The sequence below is a fragment of the Chryseobacterium glaciei genome, assembly GCF_001648155.1.
Classification (GTDB): Bacteria; Bacteroidota; Bacteroidia; order Flavobacteriales; family Weeksellaceae; genus Chryseobacterium; species Chryseobacterium glaciei.
In genome coordinates this window covers 641,046-664,770 of sequence record NZ_CP015199.1, presented here as the reverse complement: position 1 = coordinate 664,770, position 23,725 = coordinate 641,046, and the positions used below count along the sequence as shown (strand labels likewise).

At 34.6% G+C, this 23,725-nt stretch carries 20 protein-coding genes; 15 read left to right on the top strand and 5 right to left on the bottom strand.

Annotation, left to right across the window (positions count from 1 at the left end):
• The first annotated feature begins 57 nt into the window (after positions 1-57).
• From A0O34_RS02915 to A0O34_RS02855, 13 genes are all read left to right on the top strand, one after another.
• Positions 58-3,456, top strand: coding sequence for a trifunctional glycoside hydrolase family 18/polysaccharide deacetylase/glycosyltransferase family 2 protein (locus A0O34_RS02915; RefSeq protein ID WP_066750954.1), 3,399 nt, complete (start codon positions 58-60; stop codon positions 3,454-3,456).
• 75 nt (positions 3,457-3,531) lie between these two features.
• Complete coding sequence (locus A0O34_RS02910) at positions 3,532-5,604, top strand: M13 family metallopeptidase (RefSeq protein WP_066750953.1); 2,073 nt, start codon at positions 3,532-3,534, stop codon at positions 5,602-5,604.
• 422 nt (positions 5,605-6,026) lie between these two features.
• Positions 6,027-8,123, top strand: a complete 2,097-nt coding sequence (locus tag A0O34_RS02905) for a M13 family metallopeptidase (RefSeq protein ID WP_066750952.1) — start codon at positions 6,027-6,029, stop codon at positions 8,121-8,123.
• A gap of 155 nt (positions 8,124-8,278) precedes the next feature.
• Positions 8,279-8,827, top strand: coding sequence for a type VI secretion system contractile sheath small subunit (locus tag A0O34_RS02900; RefSeq protein WP_082891087.1), 549 nt, complete (start codon positions 8,279-8,281; stop codon positions 8,825-8,827).
• 21 nt (positions 8,828-8,848) lie between these two features.
• Positions 8,849-10,213 (top strand): DUF5458 family protein, encoded by a 1,365-nt coding sequence (locus tag A0O34_RS02895; RefSeq protein ID WP_066750951.1) that lies wholly within the window; start codon positions 8,849-8,851, stop codon positions 10,211-10,213.
• An 80-nt stretch (positions 10,214-10,293) separates the two neighbouring features.
• A complete protein-coding gene (locus A0O34_RS02890) occupies positions 10,294-10,752 on the top strand; it encodes a hypothetical protein (protein WP_066750950.1) in 459 nt (152 codons plus the stop codon).
• 115 nt (positions 10,753-10,867) lie between these two features.
• A complete protein-coding gene (mutY, locus tag A0O34_RS02885; RefSeq protein WP_066750949.1) occupies positions 10,868-11,911 on the top strand; it encodes an A/G-specific adenine glycosylase in 1,044 nt (347 codons plus the stop codon).
• Positions 11,912-12,194: 283 nt separating this feature from the next.
• Positions 12,195-12,752, top strand: a complete 558-nt coding sequence (gldD, locus tag A0O34_RS02880) for a gliding motility lipoprotein GldD (protein WP_066750948.1) — start codon at positions 12,195-12,197, stop codon at positions 12,750-12,752.
• Between the two features lie 28 nt (positions 12,753-12,780).
• Positions 12,781-13,704 (top strand): PfkB family carbohydrate kinase, encoded by a 924-nt coding sequence (locus A0O34_RS02875; protein ID WP_066750947.1) that lies wholly within the window; start codon positions 12,781-12,783, stop codon positions 13,702-13,704.
• An 87-nt stretch (positions 13,705-13,791) separates the two neighbouring features.
• Positions 13,792-15,162 (top strand): peptidylprolyl isomerase, encoded by a 1,371-nt coding sequence (locus A0O34_RS02870; RefSeq protein WP_066750946.1) that lies wholly within the window; start codon positions 13,792-13,794, stop codon positions 15,160-15,162.
• 84 nt (positions 15,163-15,246) lie between these two features.
• The gene (locus A0O34_RS02865) at positions 15,247-15,744 is read left to right on the top strand and encodes a hypothetical protein (protein WP_066750945.1); all 498 of its coding nucleotides are present in this window, start codon (positions 15,247-15,249) and stop codon (positions 15,742-15,744) included.
• Positions 15,745-15,854: 110 nt separating this feature from the next.
• Positions 15,855-16,844, top strand: coding sequence for an NAD(P)H-dependent flavin oxidoreductase (locus tag A0O34_RS02860; RefSeq protein WP_228394344.1), 990 nt, complete (start codon positions 15,855-15,857; stop codon positions 16,842-16,844).
• Between the two features lie 15 nt (positions 16,845-16,859).
• The gene (locus A0O34_RS02855; protein WP_066750944.1) at positions 16,860-17,633 is read left to right on the top strand and encodes an alpha/beta fold hydrolase; all 774 of its coding nucleotides are present in this window, start codon (positions 16,860-16,862) and stop codon (positions 17,631-17,633) included.
• A 44-nt stretch (positions 17,634-17,677) separates the two neighbouring features.
• Here A0O34_RS02855 and A0O34_RS02850 read toward each other — a convergent pair whose 3' ends face one another.
• Both A0O34_RS02850 and A0O34_RS02845 read right to left on the bottom strand, forming a co-directional pair.
• A complete protein-coding gene (locus A0O34_RS02850) occupies positions 17,678-18,295 on the bottom strand; it encodes an HD domain-containing protein (protein WP_066750943.1) in 618 nt (205 codons plus the stop codon).
• 28 nt (positions 18,296-18,323) lie between these two features.
• The gene (locus A0O34_RS02845; RefSeq protein WP_066750942.1) at positions 18,324-18,623 is read right to left on the bottom strand and encodes a rhodanese-like domain-containing protein; all 300 of its coding nucleotides are present in this window, start codon (positions 18,621-18,623) and stop codon (positions 18,324-18,326) included.
• Between the two features lie 124 nt (positions 18,624-18,747).
• On the opposite strand from A0O34_RS02845, the gene queG reads away from it, so the two are divergent.
• A complete protein-coding gene (queG, locus tag A0O34_RS02840) occupies positions 18,748-19,692 on the top strand; it encodes a tRNA epoxyqueuosine(34) reductase QueG (protein ID WP_066750941.1) in 945 nt (314 codons plus the stop codon).
• Positions 19,693-20,052: 360 nt separating this feature from the next.
• Positions 20,053-20,730, top strand: a complete 678-nt coding sequence (locus A0O34_RS02835) for a TIGR02117 family protein (RefSeq protein ID WP_066759448.1) — start codon at positions 20,053-20,055, stop codon at positions 20,728-20,730.
• A 13-nt stretch (positions 20,731-20,743) separates the two neighbouring features.
• On the opposite strand, the gene A0O34_RS02830 is transcribed toward A0O34_RS02835, so the two are convergent.
• The 3 genes from A0O34_RS02830 to A0O34_RS02820 all read right to left on the bottom strand — a co-directional run bounded on the left by A0O34_RS02830 (position 20,744) and on the right by A0O34_RS02820 (position 23,607).
• Positions 20,744-22,159 (bottom strand): aminotransferase-like domain-containing protein, encoded by a 1,416-nt coding sequence (locus tag A0O34_RS02830; protein WP_066750940.1) that lies wholly within the window; start codon positions 22,157-22,159, stop codon positions 20,744-20,746.
• 49 nt (positions 22,160-22,208) lie between these two features.
• On the bottom strand, positions 22,209-22,574 hold the full coding sequence (locus A0O34_RS02825; RefSeq protein ID WP_066750939.1) for a hypothetical protein: 366 nt from the start codon (positions 22,572-22,574) through the stop codon (positions 22,209-22,211).
• Positions 22,575-23,091: 517 nt separating this feature from the next.
• Positions 23,092-23,607 carry a hypothetical protein gene (locus A0O34_RS02820; protein ID WP_066750938.1) on the bottom strand — a complete coding sequence of 172 codons (516 nt, stop codon included), beginning with the start codon at positions 23,605-23,607 and terminating at the stop codon, positions 23,092-23,094.
• Positions 23,608-23,725: the final 118 nt, after the last annotated feature.

Here is a 23,725-nt window from a genome sequence, read left to right as displayed (position 1 = left end):
ATTAAATTTTATATACTTTTTCACGCTTTTTGACATTGAATCCGAAAATGTAAGAAAGTGGAAAAATCAAACCAAATTTTTCAAACCAATAATAAGAAACGCTGGAGAAATGTGCAGTGGGGATCTCGTATTTTCATCTTCGTAGCCGTACTGCTGTTTTTGGCGTTAGGGATGATGATGAAATTGGATAAAAGTCCTAAAATTCCCTTCAAAGAAGATTATAAATCTATTATTACAGCGGCTAAGCCATATCTTCAGGAAAATAAAATATCGAAAGAATATAAAGGATTCAGAAGTTTTATTTCAGAAAAAACAATTCATACCAGTCTTTCAAAAATTGAAAAAGCAAGAGTTGAAAGACTCAAAAATCAAAACAGAAGCTGGTCACAATTTCCCGGAGGTATTCGTTCTGCGTTTTATGTAGCGTGGGATCCGCAGTCTTTGATGTCTTTGAAACGAAATATTAAACACATCAATCTAGTTTTTCCGGAATGGTTTTTCCTAAATCCTAAAACGGGAGATCTAAAAACGAATGTAGATCCAGAAGGTTACAAAATCATTAAAAGAACAGGTGTTGCAGCCATGCCGATCTTAAGTAATAACTCTGATCGTGAATTCCGCTCCGAAGGATTGGGAAAAGTCCTGAAAAGTCCACAACTTAGAACTAAACTTATTCAAAAACTTGCGCAACAATGCGTTAAGTTTCACTTTAAAGGAATCAATATTGACTTTGAAGATATGAATTTGGATTCTGATGAGTTTCTTATTGATTTTATGCAGGAACTTTCATTGACGTTCAAGCAGAATAATCTGTTGGTCGCAATGGATGTGATGACGGATAATGATGATTATAACATCGAAAAGCTAAATCCTTACGTAGATTATTTCGTCTTGATGGCTTATGATGAATACTCTTCTGACAGTGATGCCGGACCTATTTCTTCTCAAAAATGGATAGAAGCACAAACCGGTAAAATTTTAAAGAAAACAACACCTAATAAAGTTATTTTAGGGCTTGGAGCTTATGGATATGACTGGAGTACCAACAAAGACGACAACACTTCCGTTACTTACATGCAGGCGATCACAAAGGCGCATGCCAGCAAGTCTTATATCAATTTTAATGATGATACTTTTAACCTAAATTATTCTTATACTGACTCTAATAAAAACGTACATACCGTATTTTTTAACGATGCGACTTCTATTTTCAATACGATGCGTTTTTCTTCTGAATATCCGCTGGCCGGAACCGCAATCTGGAGATTGGGAAGTGAAGATAGCAGAATTTGGAATTTCTATGATAAAGATCTGACTTTAGCAGGAATGCAAAAGTTTAACTTTAAAACACTGGAAAATGTGAAAGGACAAACCATGGTCGATTATATCGGTGACGGTGAAGTTCTGGATGTTTTAAATACACCACATGACGGCAAAATTTCATTGGAAGTAGATCCCAAAGAAAAGATCATTACCGATGAAAATTATGTGACTTATCCAAGTTCTTACGAGGTTAAAAAATATGGAAGCGCACCGCAGAAAGAGCTTGTTCTGACCTTTGACGACGGCCCCGATGAAACTTATACACCACAGGTTTTAGATATTTTATCAAAATACCATGTTCCCGCAGCTTTCTTTTTAATAGGATTAAATGCAGAAAGAAATCTTCCGCTTGTAAAAAGAATTTACAGAGAAGGTCACGAGATCGGAAATCACACTTTTACGCACGAGAACGTTGCAAAAGTAAGCCCTCAAAGAGCCTTGTTGGAATTAAAACTGACAAGATTATTGATAGAATGTATCACAGGACACAGCACAATTTTATTCAGAGCGCCTTATAATGCCGATTCAGAGCCGACGACTTCTGAGGAGATCATTCCTGTGGCGTTGGCAAGACAACAGAATTATTTGGATATCGGAGAAAGTATAGATCCGGAAGATTGGCAACCCGGAATAAAAGCAGATCAAATCGTACAACGTGTCTTGGCAGGAATCAAACAGGAGAGAGGAAATATCATTCTGCTTCACGATGCAGGCGGAGATACAAGAGAAGAAACAATTAAAGCACTTAAAATTTTGATTCCGATGCTTCAAAAACAAGGATATCATTTTACCAATCTTTCAAGTATTTTACATAAAAGTAAAAACGAATTGATGCCTGAAGTTCCTAAAACGAGATCATATTACGTAATGCAACTTAACTTAGTGTTGGCAACTGTGATTTATGGAATCAGTCATTTTCTGGTAGCACTTTTCACTATTTTCATAGGATTAGGATTGATCAGATTATTATTGATGGCATATTGGGCAATTAAAGAACGAAAAAAAGAGAAAAAACTAGGCAGTTTCCCTGTGTTGGATTCTTATCCAAAAGTTTCGATTATCGTTCCTGCTTATAATGAAGAGGTGAATATTGTTTCATCATTAAAAAATTTATTAAAGCAAACCTATCCCAATTTTGATATCATCATGGTGGATGATGGAAGTAAAGATATGACGTATGAAAAAGCAAATTCAGAGTTTTTAAATCATCCAAAATTAAAAATATTCAGCAAGTCTAATGGCGGAAAAGCAACCGCTTTAAATTTTGGAATTTCTAAAACCGATGCTGAATATGTTGTCTGTATTGATGCGGATACAAAACTGGAACAAGACGCTGTGAAACATCTTATCGCAAGATTTTTAAATGCAGCCCCAGAAGAGAAAATTGCTGCGGTAGCCGGAAATGTGAAAGTGGGAAATCAGGTGAACTGGTTAACAAAATGGCAGGCTATAGAATACACGACCAGTCAGAATTTTGATCGATTGGCGTACGCTAATATTAATGCAATTACCGTAATTCCTGGAGCGATCGGAGCGTTTAAAAAAGAAGTGATTCATGAAGTTGGAGGATATTCGTCAGATACTTTGGCGGAAGACTGCGACATAACAGTGAAAATTTTAAGAGAAGGCTACACCGTTGCGAATGAAAACAGAGCAGTTGCTATAACGGAAGCTCCGGAAACAGTGAGTCAGTTTTTAAAACAACGTTTTCGCTGGACCTACGGAATTATGCAGATGTTCTGGAAACAGAGACAAACATTTTTAAACCCGAAATATAAAGGTTTAGGACTTTGGGCAATGCCGAATATTTTATTGTTTCAATATATTATTCCGTTTTTCTCGCCGTTTGCCGATGTCATTATGTTTTTTGGAATTTTATCGGGTAATGGAGAAAAAATATTCAGTTATTATTTACTGTTTCTTTTGGTAGACGCGTCATTGGCAATAATTGCTTTTATGATGCAGAGAGAGAAATTGGTGAATTTACTGTATGTTATTCCGCAAAGATTCGGGTACAGATGGCTGATGTATATTGTGTTATTCAGAAGTTTGAGAAGAGCTTTGAAAGGCGAAATGCAGTCTTGGGGCTTTCTAAAGAGAACAGGGAACGTTAAAGAAATTACAACTTCATGATATTTTTTTAAATTTGTTCAAATAAAAGTAACAAATAATTAAAAGAACATACATATTGTATAAATTGTTATCATAATGAAAAAATTAACACTTTCTTTGTTTCTATTAGCAGGAGTCTGCTCACTAAATACAGTGACGGCTCAGTCTAAATCAAATAAAGCAGCAATGGCACTTACTGAAAAAGGAGGATCAGACAAAGGTTTAGACCTTAGTTTGATGGATAAATCTGTACGTCCACAAGACGATTTCTATAACTACGTAAGTGGAACTTGGATGAAAACTGCCAAGATCCCTTCTGACAAACCGACTTGGGGTAGTTTCAACAAATTGGCTGATGATACTGATAATCACTCAATGACGATCCTGAACTCTCTTTTAAAGGACAAATTTGCTGACGGAAGCGAAGGTAAAAAAATCCAGGATTTGTACGCAACGTACATGAACATGGAGAAGAGAAATGCAGACGGAATTAAGCCTATCCAGGAAAACATCAACAAAATTGATGCAATTAAAAATCTTGCAGACCTTCAAAACTACTTTATTTCTGTAACGAAAGACGGAGAAAATACGTTGTACGGTTGGGGAGTTGATGCAGATTTGAAAGATTCTAAAATGAACGCTGTTTACTTAGGAGACGCTTCTTTAGGATTAGGAAGAGATTATTACCAGAAAGTAAACGAAAAAAACACAGAAGCTATTGCTGAATATCAGAAATATGTAGCTTCTATGTTGAAAGAATTAGGATATAAAAATGCTGATGCTGCTGCAAAAGGAATCGTTGATTACGAAAAGAGCATTGCAAAAACATATTTAACGAACGAGCAGAGCCGTGATAACACGCTTCAGTACAACCCACGAACAATGGCTGAGCTTTCAACATTGGTAAAAGGGGTTGATATTCCTGCTTACCTTAAAAAAGTTGGAGTAACTACAGATAAAGTAATCATCGGAGAAATCGGATATTACAAAAACTTTGATCAATTGGTGAATGCTAAAAATCTTCCTGTAATCAAGGATTATTTGAAGTTCCACATGATCCACGGAAGTGCTTCTTACCTTAGCGAAAACCTTGGAAACATGAAATTTGCTTTCTACGGTAAATATTTAAGAGGTCAACAAGAGCAAAGAGCACTTAACAAAAGAGGATATGAGTTAATCAATGGTTCTCTGGGTGAAGCTTTCGGTAAATTATATGTTGAGAAATATTTCCCTGCTGAAGCTAAAGCTCAGATGGTTGAATTGATCGATTATTTAAAGAAAAGTTTTGCAGTTCACATCAACAACTTAGCTTGGATGTCTGCTACAACGAAGGTTAAAGCAACAGAGAAATTGAATAAGTTTACAGTAAAAGTTGCTTATCCTGACAAATGGAAAGATTATTCTAAATTAGAAATCGTTCCTGAATCTAAAGGTGGAAATTTATATTCAAACCTTCAGAACCTTTCAGAATGGCAGTACAATAAAGATTTAGCTAAAATAGGAAAAGCTGTAGACAAAACAGAATGGGGAATGACGCCACAGACTGTAAATGCTTACTACAATCCGGTAAACAACGAAATCGTATTCCCTGCAGCTATTCTTCAACCTCCATTCTTCAACCCACAAGCTGATGCTGCTGTTAATTTCGGTGGAATTGGTGCAGTTATCGGTCACGAAATGAGCCACGGATTTGATGATTCAGGTGCACAATTTGATGCAGATGGTAACTTAGTAGATTGGTGGACTCCTGAAGACAAAGCTAACTTCGAAAAAGCGACTAAAGCTCTTGCTTCTCAATATGACAAGTATGAGCCTGTAAAAGGAACTTTCGTTAACGGAACTTTCACAAACGGTGAAAACATCGCTGACTTAGGTGGAGTAAACATCGCTTACGATGCATTACAAATGTATCTGAAGGATAAAGGAAACCCTGGATCAATCAGCGGATTTACACAAGATCAAAGATTCTTCCTAAGCTGGGCAACCGTTTGGAGAACTTTATCAAGTGAGAAATACATGGTTAACCAAGTGAAAACAGACCCTCACTCTCCTGGATATTTCAGAAGTTTTGGACCACTTATCAATGTTGATGCATTCTACAAAGCATTTGATGTAAAAGCTGGAGACAAATTATACAAAGCTCCTGCAGACAGAATCAAAATCTGGTAATAATCAGATAAATAATATTACAAACCGTTCAGAAATGAGCGGTTTTTTTGTTTTTAAGGAGCTTTATCCCGCTTTCTGCTATATCTTTTTGGTTACGGCTCCGCTTCGCTCCGCCGCAACCAAAAAGGATGCCGCGCCAATCGGGGCTAGGGTTTCGGTCTGTTATTTAAAAAGTAAGTATTAGCGATGTTATCCTGAGCGGAGTTGAAGGATGACATCAATAGGAACGGGCTTTAGCCCGTTTTTAACTTCAAAAATTTCAAAAAAGGCTTTAGCCAAAACTTAAATTTAAATACACTTTTTTTCACTCATAATCATAACATATGACTAGTAACTCAAGATCATTTATCAATTATGACTTATTATTTATAACATAAATTCGTATATTTGGTAAGTTTGTGTAAAATCAAAAATTATCTTTAATGAAAAAGCTAAATATTGGGATACTTGCTCTTTCGGGTATCGTATTTTTAAATTCGTGTGGTGCGACAAAAACTGCCGAAACAAGTACAAAAACAGAGCCTAAAGTGGTTGCTGTAGAACCTGTGAAGAAAGAAGCAAAAGAAGAGGGGATCAACTTATCTTATATGGATAAAAGTGTGCGTCCACAGGATGATTTTTTTAGCTATGTTAACGGAAATTGGGTGAAAACTACTCAAATTCCTTCTGATAAAGCGAGCTGGGGATCTTTCAATGCATTGAGAGAAAATGTAGATGATGCTTCTTTGGATATTTTAAACAAAATTTTATCTGAAAAGTATGAAACAGGTTCAGAGGGTCAAAAGATCCAGAATCTGTATGCATCTTTCATGGATACAGCGAAAAGAAATGCTGACGGTCTGGCTCCAATCAAAGGAGATTTAGCAAAAATTGATGCTATTAAAAACGTCAATGATCTTCAGAAATATTTGTTGGATGCTACAAAATTAGGCGACAATTCTTTCTACGGATGGAGAGTAGGCGCAGATATGAAGAATTCTGTTATGAATGCGGTATATCTTGGCGGTCCGGATCTTGGTTTAGGAAGAGATTACTATCAAAAAGTAAACGAAGCCAACACGAAAACATTAGCTGAATATCAAACGTATGTTGGGAAATTATTCGGAGTTTTGGGATATAAAAATTCTGATGCAGCTGCAAAAAATGTAGTTGATTTCGAAAAACAACTGGCCAATTATTTATTGACTCTTGAGCAAAACAGAGATGCCAATTTAAGATACAACCCTAAAAATGTATCTGAATTATCTGGGTTGGTTAAAAATGTAAATCTTGCAAAATATTTAACGGATGCAGGAGTAAAAACCGATAAAGTAATCGTTGGTGAATTGAAATATTACCAAAATATGGATCAGTTCATCACGCAGAAAAACCTTCCGTTATTGAAAGATTATCTGAAATATCATTTAGTGAATGGAAATGCTTCCAATTTAGATGAAAATTTAGAGCAGATCAGATTTGATTTCTATTCAAAATATCTTCAAGGCCAAAAAGAGCAACGTCCGATGAATAAAAGAGGATTGACTCTTGTAAATGGCGTTCTTGGAGAAGCTTTTGGTAAATTATATGTTGAAAAATACTTCACTCCGGAAGCAAAAGCTCAGATGGAGACATATATTCAATATATTTTAAAATCATTCAAAACGCATATCAATGATATGGATTGGATGTCTCCTGAAACAAAAGTAAAAGCTCAGGAAAAATTATCAAAATTCACAGTAAAAATCGCTTATCCTGACAAATGGAAAGATTATAGTTTATTAAAAGTAGAATCTCCAAAAGTGAGTGGAACTTTATATTCTAATCTTCAAAATGTGTCTGAATGGCAATATCAGAAAAGTTTAGACAAAGTAGGAAAACCTGTTGATAAAACAGAATGGGGAATGACTCCACAGACGGTAAATGCTTACTACAATGGCTCAAACAACGAGATTGTTTTCCCTGCAGCGATCCTTCAGCCACCTTTCTACAATCCTAATGCAGACGCAGCGGTAAATTTTGGTGGAATTGGAGCGGTTATCGGTCATGAGATTTCTCACGGATTTGATGACAGCGGTTCTCGTTTCGACGGTGATGGAAACCTTAATAATTGGTGGACAGATGCCGATCGTAAAAACTTTGATGCTAAAGTAGGTCAGTTAGCTTCACAATACAGCGCTTACGAACCCGTAAAAGGAAGTTTTGTAAACGGAAAATTCACCAGTGGAGAAAATATCGGTGATTTGGGTGGAGTAGCAGTTGCTTACGATGCGCTTCAAATGTACCTTAAAGACAAAGGAAATCCGGGATTAATCAGCGGATTTACACAAGATCAGAGATTCTTCATGAGCTGGGCAACAGTTTGGAGAACAAAATCTACAGATCAGTATATGACGAATCAGGTTAAAACAGATCCGCACTCGCCTGGAGTTTTCAGAGCATTCGGACCTTTGGTTAATCAGGATTCTTTCATAAAAGCTTTCGATATTAAGCCTGGAGACAAAATGTATAAAGCTCCTCAGGACAGAATAAAAATTTGGTAACATAGCCAAAAATTGTTAGAAAAGAAAAACGCATCAGAAATGATGCGTTTTTTTATTTATTTTTCATAGTTTAGTGACATCGTAAAATCGTAACTTTAGGTTATAAATAATACGTAATATTAAATATTTCAAGAAAAATCTTAACAAAATTTTGTATGTTACAGTTTTTTTTTAAATTTAAGCATTGGATTGGTAAGTTATTTGATGATGATAAAACCAATTCACACCAAAATCTAAAATCTCAAAATAATAATAATATGGCAATGTTTAATTATGGTGTTGGCGGAAACGAGGTAAAAGTAGACGCTAATGAAGCTATTCAGGAAATACAAGAGAATAAGTCACTGATTGTGAGTCAGCTTACGACCGACGAAACCTATGTCCCTGAAATTGTAACAGGATTAAAGACTGTGGACGACGTCTTCAAACATTTCCAACCTTCTGTGTCTGTACAGCACGAAACAGAGGACGGTGGTGTGGTAGAAGAGGAATTCCGTTTTCAAAATCTTGCGGACTTCACTCCCAAAAATCTTACTCAGAAATCAAATTACTTACAAGAACTTAGCATGGAGCAAGAGCAATACAACAAAATTGTTCGCCAGCTGAAAACTAATAAGATTCTGCGTAATATGCTGGAAAACGATCAGACAAGAGCTGCGTTTGTGGAAGTATTGAAAGAAGTGGCACAAGAACTTGAAAAATAATCTAAAGACTTTACATTAATCATGGATAGTAAATTACAAGCGGCAGAAAACCAGCAACAAGGTCAACAGCAACAACAGGGAGGTCAGCCGAAAGGTAACCCGATCGCCGAGCTCAATAAAATTGGAGGTTTCGGATTTGTTGAATCAGTTGTGGATGGCATCGCCAACATGAACCCTACAAGAAAAGCAAGGAAAGAAATTTTCCTTACCGATAATAATAAGACAGATGAAAGAAAAGAGTTGCTTCAAAAAATTAATCTTTGGGTTAATCTTTTAGAAGGTAACGAATCTGCTGATAAAATGGCTGATACCTGCAAAACGAAAGCATTGCAGGCAGACCAGAGTTTAAAAACAAACTTAAAAAATACGCTGGACGCAGTTCGTCAGCTGGAAGTAAGCTATAGAACAGTCGCTCAGTTTTACAAAAATACCGAACTTGACAAAGTTGACAACGTAAGTATCGTTAATGCAACTTTAGAGCAGGTTTCAGACCTTGATAATCCGCTTTTCATTGATGCGGTTTCTGATGAATTTAAGAATTACTACGACCGTTTGGATCTTAGAGATAACTATTCTATTTTGGCGATTCCGGGATACTTAGGATCAAATAAAGTGATCGAAAAATGGGCTAAGATTTGTAACGAAAACAAAGTAATGTTGGTTACGGATTTTGCTAATCTTGATAAGCCGGATGATGTGGTAGATTTATTCCATTCTGCGAATCTTACAGGTGGCGAATTACACAGAAGTAATGTAATTATGACGTGTAACTGGCTTGTTGGCCGTGGAAGAGCTGAAGAAGTAGGTGAAGAGGAAAACGTAGAGCTTCCGCCTTCAACTTCATTAGCCGGAAAAATTCATAAAACATTGATGTCTCAGGTTGCTGCCGGTAAAAAGCATGGTAACATTAACGAGGTTGATGCTGTAAAATTCGAATTGAAGAAAAGTGAAATTTCTCAGTTGGAAAAAATGGGACTGGTTCCTATGGTTAACGAATACGGTAAGATCATGGCTTTCTCTGCAAAAACATTGTTTACAGGAGATAACATCGGACTTCAGACGTATTCAGTTGTTCGTGTTTTCGATTATGTAACTAAAGTTTTATTGGATTTCTTAAACAGAAGAGCTTTCGAAAACTGGAGTTCTAAAAATGAAGATGATCTGAGAAGACAGATTGTTACATTCTTAGATGGTATCAAAGGTGCTGATAAACTGATCGAGAAGTTCAAAATCGTGCGTTTTGAGCAGGATAAAGTAAACAAAGACAGAGTATGGCTTGATATTCGTTTGACGCCTTATTTTCCTACAAAAAGTTTCGTTATTAAATTAGACGGACACAAAGGAGATGATGGTAACGAATGGGAGTCTCAATACACACAGGACTAAACTAAATCAAATTTTTATACTAAAAAACCGATGCATTTTTTTACATCGGTTTTTTTCTACCAAATCTCAAAATAAGTAATATGAAAGGCAGGTCAATATATCTTTTGCCGATTTTTCTTATGGTTTTTGCAGTAAGCTGTGAAGACAAAAAACTTCAGGGCCCTGAACATGCAATAGATCTTTTTAAAGACCAGCGCCAGGAAGGAAAGGCGTATGTAATGAGTGCGGAAGAATCAAGCCAAGCGAGCGCAATGGTAATCGCAAGTTCAAATGTGAAGCTTGTGGACAGTTATTCCGGACGTGGAAGACCTATTTTTATATATAAAGTTAATGCTGGTGAAGTCGTGAAAACAACAAGAGATTCTATAGTGAGTTTTCCTTTTCAGTTTCTTTCTAATCAAAAACTGGATTTGAAAAAAGAGGCGATGTATATTTATCTTCAAAAACTTGAAGGCTATCGTTTTATCGCAAAAGATAAGAGTCTTAAATATCAATGGCTAAAAGACGCTCCGGTCTATTCTGTAAAAAAAGAAAATTAAATTATCTTTGTATTGATAATTTTAACAATTCAAACCTAACAGGTTTTTAAAACCTGTTAGGTTTAGATAAAAAGCACTAAGAGAAACAATTTTCTCAAAATTAAAGCGAAAATTTTTGAAACATCCAGAAAGTCAAGACTTCAAACACATCGGAAACAAGCTCCTCAATTGGTACAAACAAAACGCCAGAGATCTACCTTTCAGACAGACAAAAGATCCTTATAAAATCTGGATCTGCGAGATTGTTTTTCAGCAGACAAGGATCAATCAGGGACTTAATCATTACAATAATTTTATCAAACGATTTCCGGATGTGAAAACGTTGGCAAATGCTGAAGAAGATGAGGTTTTGCTGTATTGGAAAGGATTAGGTTATTATTCGAGAGCGATAAACATTCATAAAGCTGCCCAACAGATCATGAATGATTATCAAGGAACTTTTCCTTCTGATTATGATGAAATTTTAAAACTGAAAGGTGTAGGTAAATATACTGCTGCTGCGGTTTCAAGTATCTGTTTTAATGGAAAAATGCCTGCCGTTGACGGAAATTTTTATCGTGTTTTAAGCCGAGTTTTTGCGGATGATTTTGATATATCTAATTCTAGAGCTTTTAATTATTTCTCCGAATTGGCGACTTTAGTTTTGCCCGAAAATGTAGGAGATTTTAACCAAGCGATGATGGATTTAGGCTCCGAAATCTGTAAACCCAGAAATCCATTTTGTGGAGAATGTCCTTTAAATGAAGACTGTCTAGCTTTTTCATTAAATAAAATTTCTGAATTTCCTGTTAAAACTAAAAAAGTAAAAGCTGCAGATTTAGGTTTAAAATATTATTTTGTTCACAGAAACGGACAGTTTTTAATTCAACAAAGAAAAGATGATTTCATTTGGAAAAAGTTATTTGAATTTCCACCTGAGATTTCTGAAGAATTAATGCATTTCATTAAAAGTTCGAAAACAGTTAATCACAAATTGACACATAAAAATTTAAGCATAGAAATTTTCAACGTAGAAGTTGATTCTGAAACTGTTTGGACAGATTTTATTGCTGAAAATAATTACATCATTACAGATTTTGAAGGTTCTTATGAAAGATCTTTCCCAAAACCTTTGGAAACTTATATCCAAAATTATCATACTGCGTATCGAATTTTGTGATGTCATCGCGAGGAGAGAAGCGACGAGGCAATCTTTAAGAATTAAGTTGAGATTCTTTCACTACACTTCGTTTCGTTCAGAATAACGGCATTTTGTTAAAAGCGTTCTTTGCTAAGTGAAACGCCTTTGCGAACTTAAAAGCAGTTAGTAGTCAAAAAAATCTTAGCGCCCTTTGCGTTTAAAACAAATAAAAATAATATTTAAATAAAATTCAAATCCAAAACTCATTGAAATCCTGAAATTTGTCTTCCTATATCTGAAATCTAATTTGTACTTTTGCAAAATGATTAAAAAGGTCATTTTTATATTTGCGTCATTGCTTTTAATATCATGTGGAAAAGATCCCGTTCTCAAACCTTATGGAGAACTGAGATTAGAGTATCCCACACCAACATATCAGAAATTTGAAAACAACTGTGCTTACACATTTGAATACTCAGATTTTGCGAAAATTACCGATGCTAAAAAGCCATGTTGGTATTATTTGAATTATCCTAAAATGAGGGCAAAATTGTTCGTGACCTATTATCCGATTAATAATGACTTTGCTGAACATATCAAAGAAGCCGAGAAAATGGTGTACGAACATACCATTAAAGCAAGTTCAATAGACACAAAATCTTTCGAATATCCTGAAAAGAAGGTGTACGGAAATTTTTATGAGTTGAAAGGACAGAGTGCTTCTAATCTTCAATTTTACATTACAGACAGCACAAAACACTTTGTGACTGCTTATTTATACTTTAATACAAGACCTAAACCGGATTCATTGGCTCCCGCAGTGGATTATATCAAAAAAGATATGAAACATTTGCTGGATACTTTCGAATGGAAAAAATAATTACTTTAAAAAATACATTGAAAAATATATGAAACTTTTAGTTGTTGGAAGCGTTGCGTTTGATGCAATCGAAACACCATTTGGTAAAACTGATAAAATTTTAGGAGGTGCTGCTACTTATATCGCGATCACTTCATCTGTTTTGGGCGTAAAATCCGGAATTGTTTCTGTAGTAGGAGGAGATTTCCCACAAGAACACCTTGATATGTTTACAAAAAGAAACATCAATATCGAGGGACTTGAGATCGTAAAAGAAGAAAAAACTTTCTTCTGGTCAGGAAAATACCACAACGATTTAAATACAAGAGATACTTTAGCGACCGAAGTAAACGTTTTGGAAAATTTTGATCCAAAGATTCCTGCGTCTATGCAAGATTCTGAGATCTTATTACTTGGAAACCTTCACCCAGGTGTTCAGTTGTCTGTTCTTGAAAAAATGAACCAACGTCCTAAATTGGTTATTTTAGATACAATGAATTTCTGGATGGATTCTGCGTTGGATATCTTAATGGAAATGATTGCTAAAACTGATGTAATCACGATTAATGATGAAGAAGCAAGACAACTTTCAGGAGAATATTCTCTTGTAAAAGCGGCTAAAAAGATTCATACAATGGGTCCTAAATATGTTATCATTAAAAAAGGAGAACACGGAGCTTTACTTTTCCACGACGGTAAAGTATTTGCAATCCCGGCTCTTCCGTTAGAAGATGTGTTCGATCCAACTGGAGCGGGAGATACTTTTGCGGGAGGTTTTGCAGCGTATTTAGCTAAAAAAGGAAAGATAGATTTCGAAACAATGAAGTCTGCTTTAATCGTTGGTTCTGCAATGGCATCGTTCACGGTTGAAAAATTCGGAACAGAAAGAATTGAAGAAGTAAGCGAAGCTGATATGTTCAGTAGATTAAGACAATTCAAGGAATTGACGACATTTGATGTAGAACTACAATAAATACGTCTTTTTAAGAAATATTTATAATAAAAAATTTAGCATAATTCATTAAGAATTCTAAATTTGCAACTTGTTTAAAATAGTAAAATGACAAATAAACTAAAGATCACTTTTCTTTTTGGAATTTTCATGATTTTGTTCTCAGCAAATATGATGAAAGCTCAACTAAAACCTGGAGAACTAGTGGATGGGATTGCTGCGGTAATTGGAGATGAGATTGTTCTGGAGTCTGATGTGAACGAACAAATGAATTATGCAAAACAGCAGGGAGCTTCTAATACAGATAAATGTGAGTTTTTGGAGAACTTGATCAACAATAAACTTCTTGTTTACGAAGCAAAAAAAGATACTTTAATTGAAAACCGTTCTGCTGCGATCAAAGAACAGGCAAATGGGAAATATGCTCAGCTACTTTCTCAGTTCCCGGACGAAAAGTCGATGTTGGCAGCTTATAAATTCAGAACGGGATACGAAATGAAGAATGCTATCGAAAAGATCGATACAGATACCTATTACGGTCAGGCAAAATATCAGAGAATTACAGAGAAGGCAGACGTTACTCCTAACGAGGTTACGGATTTCTTTAACCTGTATAAAATGCAGTTGCCGGAGATCAAAGACGAAGTTTCTTTGGCTCAGATTGTTATGAACCCTAAATTGACAGAAGCTCACAAGCAGGAAATTATTGACAGGCTTAACAAAATTAAAAAGGACATTCTAGGAGGAGAAAGTTTTGAAAGTCAGGCAAGAATTTATTCTGAAGACCCAGGTTCTGCGCCTAATGGTGGTTTGATGAAGAATATTACTAAAGGCCAGATGGTAAAACCATTCGAAGCAGCTGCTTTGAACCTTCAGGAAGGTGAGATTTCAGATCCGATTGAATCTGAATTCGGATATCACATCATTCAGTTAGTAAGAAAAGCTGGAAAAGTTTACGATGCAAGACACATTCTTTTGATGGCAACGCCTACTGAAGCTGAAATTAAAACGGCTAAAGTAAAGTTGGACAGCATCAGAACATTGATCATCGATGGAAAAACTACCTTTAAAGATGCTTCTTTTAGATTTTCAGATGACAAAAGAACTAAATTTAATGCAGGAATCATTCCTGGAGCAGATGGTTCAAACAAAATTGAAAGAGAAAGTATTCCGGGATCAATCAGCTACGAATTGGCAGGTTTAAATAAAGGAGATATTACAAGTGCTTTTGACGACGAGGATGAAAGAAAGAGAAAGGTTGTAAAGATCGTGAAAATGGAAGATGTAATTCCTGCTCATAAAATTACAATGGAGACGGATTATGACAGAATAAAACAAATGGCGCTTAACAAAAAGAAAAATGAACTGATTGAGAAGTTTGTAAATTCAAAATTACCGACGACATTCATATCAATAAACGGACGTTATGATTCTTGTAACTTCAAAGGAGCTTGGAAGAAACAGACAACCAAAAAATAAAATCAAAACCTTCAGAATTTCTGGAGGTTTTTTTTGTGCCTTAATTACCGAAAAGTTTTTAATTTTAATTCAGAAACAATACAAATGGATTATCATTTTTATCAAAAAAAATTTCAAGAAGCGCTTGACCAGATTTCTCAAAAAGAGTTTAATGATTTAGGTTTAAAACTTTCAGTTGAAACAATTCTGGAATCTGTCGCATTAAAAATCTACAAATCCGAATGGTCAAATGATCCTTATTCACCGATAGACTCTTCAAGCAGAATATTCTTTTCAATATGGATTAGCGATAAAACGATTGAAGAGGGTAGATTATATTATAACATTCACGCATTGAAACTAAGGGAATTAAAAGGCTATAAAATACAAAGTAGGAATTTTGCCGAAGATTTTAGAAATAGATTTACAAAATATCAAAAAGATTGGGACAATGTAAGTGTAAAATATGGTCCATTAACTTTAATGCAAGGTTGGCTCGAATTAAAAACTGAAAATCTTCAACAAGATATTATTAAATTAAGCCAAAGCTTTTTAGAAATCAGTCCAATTATTGATGAAACTTTAAGCCATTTTAAAATTTAGCCGGATCCAAACAGCCATTGCTGAGTGAAACGCCCTTGCGAACGAAAAATATTCTCAACATTAGTAAAAACCTTCACGTCCTTTGCGTTAAAAAATATTATTTTTACAGCATGAGCAATTTTATAGATTTTAATTCAGCTAAAAAACTTCACGAGATGCAGCAAAGTCAGAATAGAATTTCAGAACTTTTTAATATACAATATCCGATTATTCAGGCGGGAATGATCTGGCATTCCGGATGGAAATTGGCTTCCGCTGTTTCTAATTGTGGCGGATTAGGTTTAATTGGCGCAGGAAGCATGTATCCTGACGTTTTAAGAGAGAATATCCAAAAATGTAAGCAGGCTACCAATAAACCTTTTGGAGTGAATGTACCCATGTTATATCCGAATTTGGATGAAGTAATTCAAATCATTATTGAAGAAGGAGTGAAAATTGTTTTTACTTCTGCTGGAAATCCTAAAACATATACCGAAACTCTTCAAAAAGAAGGATTAAAAGTTGCTCACGTTGTTTCCTCCACCAAATTTGCAGTGAAATGTGAAGATGCCGGAGTTGATGCGATCGTAGCAGAAGGCTTTGAAGCGGGCGGACACAACGGAAGAGATGAAACAACAACATTTTGTCTGATTCCGAATGTAAAACTACATATTTCTAAACCTTTGATCGCAGCCGGCGGAATCGCATTAGGTTCCCAAATGAAAGCTGCCATGATTCTTGGCGCAGACGGAGTTCAGATTGGATCTCGTTTTGCCGCAACCACTGAAGCCAGCGCACACGAGAACTGGAAAAAGAAGATCACAGAACTTAATGAAGGCGATACCCATCTTACTTTAAAGGAATTGGCACCCGTAAGAATGGTCAAAAACAAGTTCTTTAACGAATTAGAGGGGATTTATCAGACCGGAAGAAATACAGAGGCTTTAGTTGCTTCATTAGGCCGTGCAAGAGCCAAGCGTGGAATGTTTGAAGGTGATATGGAAGATGGCGAATTGGAAATCGGTCAGGTTTCAGCATTGATTCATGATATTTTACCTGTAGAAAACGTTTTCAGTAATTTGTTGAGAGAATTTGAAGAAGCAAAAGCTCCGAGCTTTTAATTAAAGTTGATCAGAATGGAAGGAAGGATAATAGATGTACAGGGTGAAAAAATTTATATAGAACATGATAATTCATTTAAAAATAAACCAACAATCGTCTTTTTACACGATTCTTTAGGCTGTACACAACTTTGGAGAGATTTTCCTTCTAAAATTACGGAAGAAACCCAATGTAATACTTTAGTTTATGACCGTTTGGGTTACGGAAAATCTTTTCCTATGATTTCTCATGAAAGGGAAAATAATTACATGGAGCTTGAAGCAGATGTATTGAATGAATTATTAGAAGAATTAAACATCAATAATGCAATTCTTTTTGGTCACAGCGACGGCGGAACAATTGCTTTAATTGCCGCTTCAAAATATCCTGAAAAGGTAAAAGCTGTAATTTGTGAGGCTGGACATATTTTCGTTGAAGATATTACGGTTAAAGGAGTTTCAGATGCTTTTGAAGCGTATAAAACAACCGATTTACCGGAACGTTTAGCAAAATATCACGGCGATAAAGTTCCGATGATCGTTAAAGCTTGGACGGAAATTTGGCTAAGCGACAGATTCAAAAGCTGGAATATTGAATATCTTTTAAAAAATATCACAAGTCCATTACTTTTTATTCAGGGAGAAAAGGATGAATACGGAACGCTGAATCAGGTTGAAAAAACAATCAGTCAGATTAGTGGAAAGTCAGAAAAATATATTATTCCGAATGTTGGGCACACACCTCATAAAGAAGTTCCTGATTTGGTTTTAAGTAAATCGGTTGATTTTATCAATAGGAGCGGACTTTAGTCCGCTTTTAAATTTGAAACCATCAAATCGGCTTTAGCCAAAACTTATAAAAGACTAATTTCAAACTCAATATTTTCTCTCGCCTGAACTTCATATTTTTCTTTAAAATAATCAGTTTTAAAAATATTTTCTAATTCTAAAAAATGGTGTAAAACCTTTTTCCTTCCCGGCTTGTAAAGAAAATCTGGATAAATAGAATATTCTTTTCTGATCTTTTTGGTATACTCAAGATAGGTTTCAACATCTTTTCCAAGGATTGAAAGATCAGCATCTAAAAGATAATTGGTGTCTTGATCATCAGATTTTTGATGCGCTTTTGTAGCAATAATTTGGTTGAAAATTATCTCAATCGATTGTTTCTCAATATTTAAGTTTTCAAGTCTTGTCTTCGCAAACTCAGCACTTTTTTCTTCATTAGATTTTGATGAAGCATCATAAATTACATCATGATAAAAAACTGAAAAAGAAATAATATTGAAGTCTGAAATTTTATTTTTCACAGATTCAAGTTCAGAAAACATATTTTCCAAATGCTCCAGATTATGATAATGTCTGCCTTTTTCAGAATATTTCTTTTCAATTTCTAGCCACAAATTTTCAATCAAGTTTTGATCTTGGGTAAATTGTAAACAAGGCTGATTGAATCTGTCTTTAAGTTCCATCACAAAATATTTTAAATAAAAAAGGAACTTAAAAAGTTCCTTGATTTGCTTCAATAGTTGCCTTTAGGTCTGCCCAGCCACCGCCGTTGTAACCGTCTTTCAAGCCTTGAGAATTAAGATATTCCAATGCTTTTCCGCTTCTGTTTCCGCTTCTGCAGAAGATGATCACAGGCTTTTCAATAGATAAAAATTCTTCTTTTCTATCTTCTACTTCGCCTAACGGGATATTTTTTGCACCTTCTATATTGCCGTCCATTTCCAATTCCATTGGCTCACGAACGTCGATTAATTCATAGTTTCCTGATTTTAATACTTCTGTTAAAGACATAATTGTATTTGTATTTAAAGTTAAATATAGACCATGGATTTTTGAAAAAAAGTCCTGCTTTAATTCATTTATTCAAAGCCTAAACAAATTTATAAAATAATCTTAGTTTTGCAATGTAAAAATCATGAATTCGAATGCCGAAAAATATTCACAATTAATTAAATCCAAAGCCAAGCGTTTTGGGTTTCAAAGCTATGGTATTTCTAAGGCTGATTTTTTGGAAGAAGATGCTAGAAATCTGGAAAATTGGTTGAAGAATAATTTTCATGGCGAAATGAAATACATGGAAAATTATTTTGATAAAAGACTTGATCCAAGATTGTTGGTTGAAGGTTCAAAATCCGTGATTTCACTTTCCTATAATTACTTCCCCAAAGAAAAAATTTCAACATTAGAGAATTATAAGATCTCAAAATATGCTTACGCAGAGGATTATCACGAAGTGGTAAAAGAAATTCTTCGTGAAATGGTTGATGAATTAAGAGAAGAGATTGGAGATTTTGATTGTCGGGTTTTTGTTGATTCTGCACCGGTTTTGGAAAGAAGCTGGGCCAGAAAATCAGGAATTGGCTGGGTTGGAAAAAATGCAAACCTGATAACAAAACAAAATGGTTCCTTTTATTTTTTAGCAGAAATTATTTGTGATTTAGAATTAATTCCAGATCATGAAACCACCGATCACTGCGGAACTTGCAGAAAATGTATTGATGCTTGTCCCACAGATGCCATCGTTTCTGAGAAGCTTATTGATGGAAACAAGTGTATTTCTTACGCAACAATAGAATTGAAAAATGAAATTCCGGATTCTTTTAAAGATAAAATGGAAGACTGGATGTTTGGCTGTGATATCTGTCAGGATGTTTGTCCGTGGAATCGATTTTCAGCACCTAATCTTCAAACCAGATTTGCACCGAATGAAGCTCTTAGAAATTTCAAAAAAGTGGAATGGAAAGAACTTACTCAGGAATTATTCTCAGAAATTTTCAGAAAATCTCCTGTCAAGAGAACAAAATTTGCAGGTTTGAAAAGAAATATTGAATTTTTAGAAAAGACTTCAGATAAAAAATAGTTCAGATTTTTGGTGATAAATCCTCGTCTGGAATTTTTCGGTTCCAAAACAAAAGCGGTTAATCGTCCATTCCTTATACTTTTTGTTGTAAAGGAGGGTAAGATAGAGGTAAGTAAAACTCAATAAAAGCCTGTCCTAAAAAGAAAAAATGACTTTCAAAAAGATAAAATCTCTTAGAAAATCAACGTTTTTTTTGAACTCTTTTTGGAGCAGTTTTTACTCTTACTTTCAATCTTTTCTGGGATTTGATGTTTTTACGCATATTTGTGTGTATTTCGTAACTAAATTTAATCATTTTTCCGATTAAAACAAATACTTTTACGAAAAATTATTAATTAAATTTTATTCAAATATATGAGTGTGAAGATGGTATTATTGTCTATCCTTAAAATTTTAGGTGTCATTGTCGGAATTATTGTTCTGTACGGCTTAATGGCTTATTTTCTGCCGTTTATTGAGATTTCTGAAAAGGATGACGGAGAGAAAAAAGAAATTCCGATTTATATTTACACCAACGGGGTGCATACAGATATTGTAATGCCTGTGAAAAACGATATGCAGGATTGGAGTACGAAAATCCCTTTTGCCAATACAAAATCAAAGAAAACAGATTATAATTATATTGGAGTCGGGTGGGGCGACAAAGGTTTTTATCTAGACACGCCGACTTGGGCAGATCTGAAATTTTCAACGGCTTTCAAAGCAGCATTTTGGTTGGGCGAATCTGCAATGCATTGTACCTATTATAAATCAATGAAAGAAGCAGACGATTGTAAAATAATCATGATCAGCAGATCTCAATACAAAGATCTTGCAAAGTTTGTTGAAGATAAATTCGATAAAGATCAAAACGGAAATTTCATTTTGATTCCTACCAATGCGGTTTACAGCGATAATGATGCATTTTATGATGCTCAGGGAAAATACAGTTTTCTGTATACCTGCAACACTTGGTCGAATAATGCCTTAAAAGCAGCCGGACAAAAAGCAGCATTCTGGACGCCTACAGATTCCGGAATTTTTCAGCATTATAAATAGATTTTCTTGCTTATTAAATACTGTTTTTAATCATCTTCCCTAATTTCTCAAGATCACTTTCTACACGATCGGTCCATTCCAGTGCGTAATTCAAACGCATGCAATTCGTGTATTGATTATGCTGAGAAAACATTCTTCCTGGAGCAAAACTTATTTTTTTGCTGAAAGCTTCATCATAAAGGTCTTCTGTACAGATTCTTTTGTCGAGTTCCAGCCAGAGCATAAAACCACCTTTGGGTTCAGAAACTTTAGTATTGTCAGGAAAATAATTAGCAACTGCTTTTTGAATTTGAAGATAGTTGGAATATAATTTATTTCTAAACATTCTTAAATGATGATCATATCGTCCATGTTCAAGAAAATCAGTAATAACATCAGAATAAAATGACGGACTGCATACAGTCTGAACCAATTTTTGACGAATAATTTTATCTTTAAACTGCCCCGGAGCCACCCAGCCCACACGATATCCGGGAGCTAATGTTTTAGAAACCGAACCGACCCACATCACAAGATCTGCTTCGTCATAGAATTTGCAGGGTTTTGGTCTTTCTGTCCCGAAGTATAAATTACCATAAAGATCGTCTTCTATCAAAGGAATATTATATTCAGTGATCAGTTTTACCAGTTCTTTTTTATTCTCATCCGGCATTTGAAAACCTAGCGGATTATTGAAGTTGGTCACAAAACAACAGGCTGAGATTTTAGGTAAAACTTTTTTCAGAGAATTCAGATCGATTCCATAAATAGGGTGGGTGGGGATTTCCACAGCTTTCAATCCTAATAAATGGATGGCCTGTAATATCCCAAAATAAACAGGACTCTCCACGGCAACAGAATCTCCGGGCTTTGTAACGGCCATAAGACAATGATAAATAGCATTCATCGCACCGGAAGTGATCACAAGGTCATCTTCAGTGATTTTCCCCTCTAAAACCAGTGCCCATTTTGCCATTTCGCGGCGCAAATTTTCATTTCCTTGTGCTGGTTCTAAATTTGTTCCGCTGTCATTTTTATTCTTCACAACATTCAGCATCGATTTTTTCAATTTGGCTAAAGGAAGAAAGCTTTTTCCGGGAATTCCCAATGCAAATTGGGTGAGATCGGGATGAGAAATGGTTCCGAAAACCTTATCTATTAAATCTTGAGGCGGTTTTTCTAATCCTGATTCTTTAATTTTTATCACTGAAGGAAGCGCCAACTTCCGTTTTGAGGTCTGGCTTACAAAATATCCGAATTTTGGTCTGGATTCAACAAGAGAACGGCTTTCCAATTCCATGTAGGCCAGTTTTATGGTATTCAGACTTACATTATATAATTTCTGAGCGCTGCGAAGTGATGGTAATCTGTCGCCAAACTGTAAAGTCTCACTTTGTATTTGTTCGGTAATTATTTTTGCTATTTTAAGATATAAGACATCTTTAGCCATAAAAGGTTAGGATTTTAAGTAAATGTATGAAATTCTTAGGCTGATTTTATCAAATATTCAACCAATTGATCATTCTCTCGATACTGCTTTTAAGTTGCACAGGATCACGGTAATTTGCAGAATTATTTCTTTTAAAATAGTTCTGAGCATGAGCAAAGAAGTTCTCTTTTTCTTCCACATTTAAACTTGATTTTTCATAAATCACAAAATCAGTTTCTCCTTTTTGATTAATAATAAGACTTGCAAAGGCTATGATATTATTTTTTTGCCTGATCATAAGAAAAGGAATACCAAAATTTTCGGTCACTATTTCAAGGTTTGAGATTTGAAGAAAAATATTCTTTAGTTCTACTATATCTGCAATATAAACTTCTGAGATTTGAAGTTGTTTTTGAGGTTTAAGGGTAGTTTCCATAATATTTTGCTTTATATAGTACAAAGCTATGAAGTCTTAAATTATGGTTACAGATACAGAAGTGTGTATTATTATGGGTACAGGTTTTTATTTTTAAAATAGTAGTTGAATTTAAAATTTTTATAGAACAGTGTAAACCAAATCATCTCGACTTTTATGAGTTGTCTAAAAGTCTTTTATTTATTATGCAAGGTTTCATTTGTTTGAATTTTATTTTTTAACGCAAAGATTTTATTACATACTTTTGATTTTTTAGGAGGCAAAGGCAAATAAAATTTACTTTGCGAAGCTTGAAAATACAGTTTCATCAAATCAACTTGGTTGATTATTCTTTGCTCACTTAAATAAATCATTCTGCATCATAAAACTTTGCGTCAAAAAAACTGCTAAGTTATTTAATAAAGAAGAGGCATAATTCTTTGAATAATCTTTATATCAAAAGTCGAGACAAATTAAACAAAAGAAAACCTTTGAAATTGGTTAATCTCAAAGGTTTTTATACTTAAAAATGGTGTTGTTAATTTGAAATATTCAGTTCATAGATGGAAGAAGCGATTCCAAAAGGATCGGAAAGTGATTCTTTAACCAACTCAAATCTGTTATCTTTAAAAAGATCAAGCTGAGGATGATTTTGATTGATATTAATCCAAATACTATCTGTGAATTTGATTGCAGATTTTACCTTATTCCAAAGTGAAATCCTCACTTCTGATGAATTGTATTCTGAAAGTATTCCAAAATCTATAATCTCTGTCATTTTTTTACCTTCAGAAGCATCGGAATAGTTTGAACCACTTTTAAATAAACAATATCCTGCAGGTTGCTCATCCACAAAAACCATAATAAGCTGATTCGACAAATCATTCAAAATATTGATCATTTTCCTGTGATCCAAATGTTCTTTGATATAATTTTCTATACTTTCGGAAGAAGCAATTTCCTTATAAGTATCTCTAATAAATGCTTTTTTTACATCAAAAAGATCATCAACTCCTTTATCGGATCCTACTGCGAATTTTGAAACTATTTCCATTGGATTCTTTTTTATTCGAAGGTAAGAGATTATTGAGCTTTAATTTAGATACAGTTATGAAAAATTGAATCGGTACAGTTGTAAATTTTGTAATTTTGTTCAGAACAGTTAGATTCGA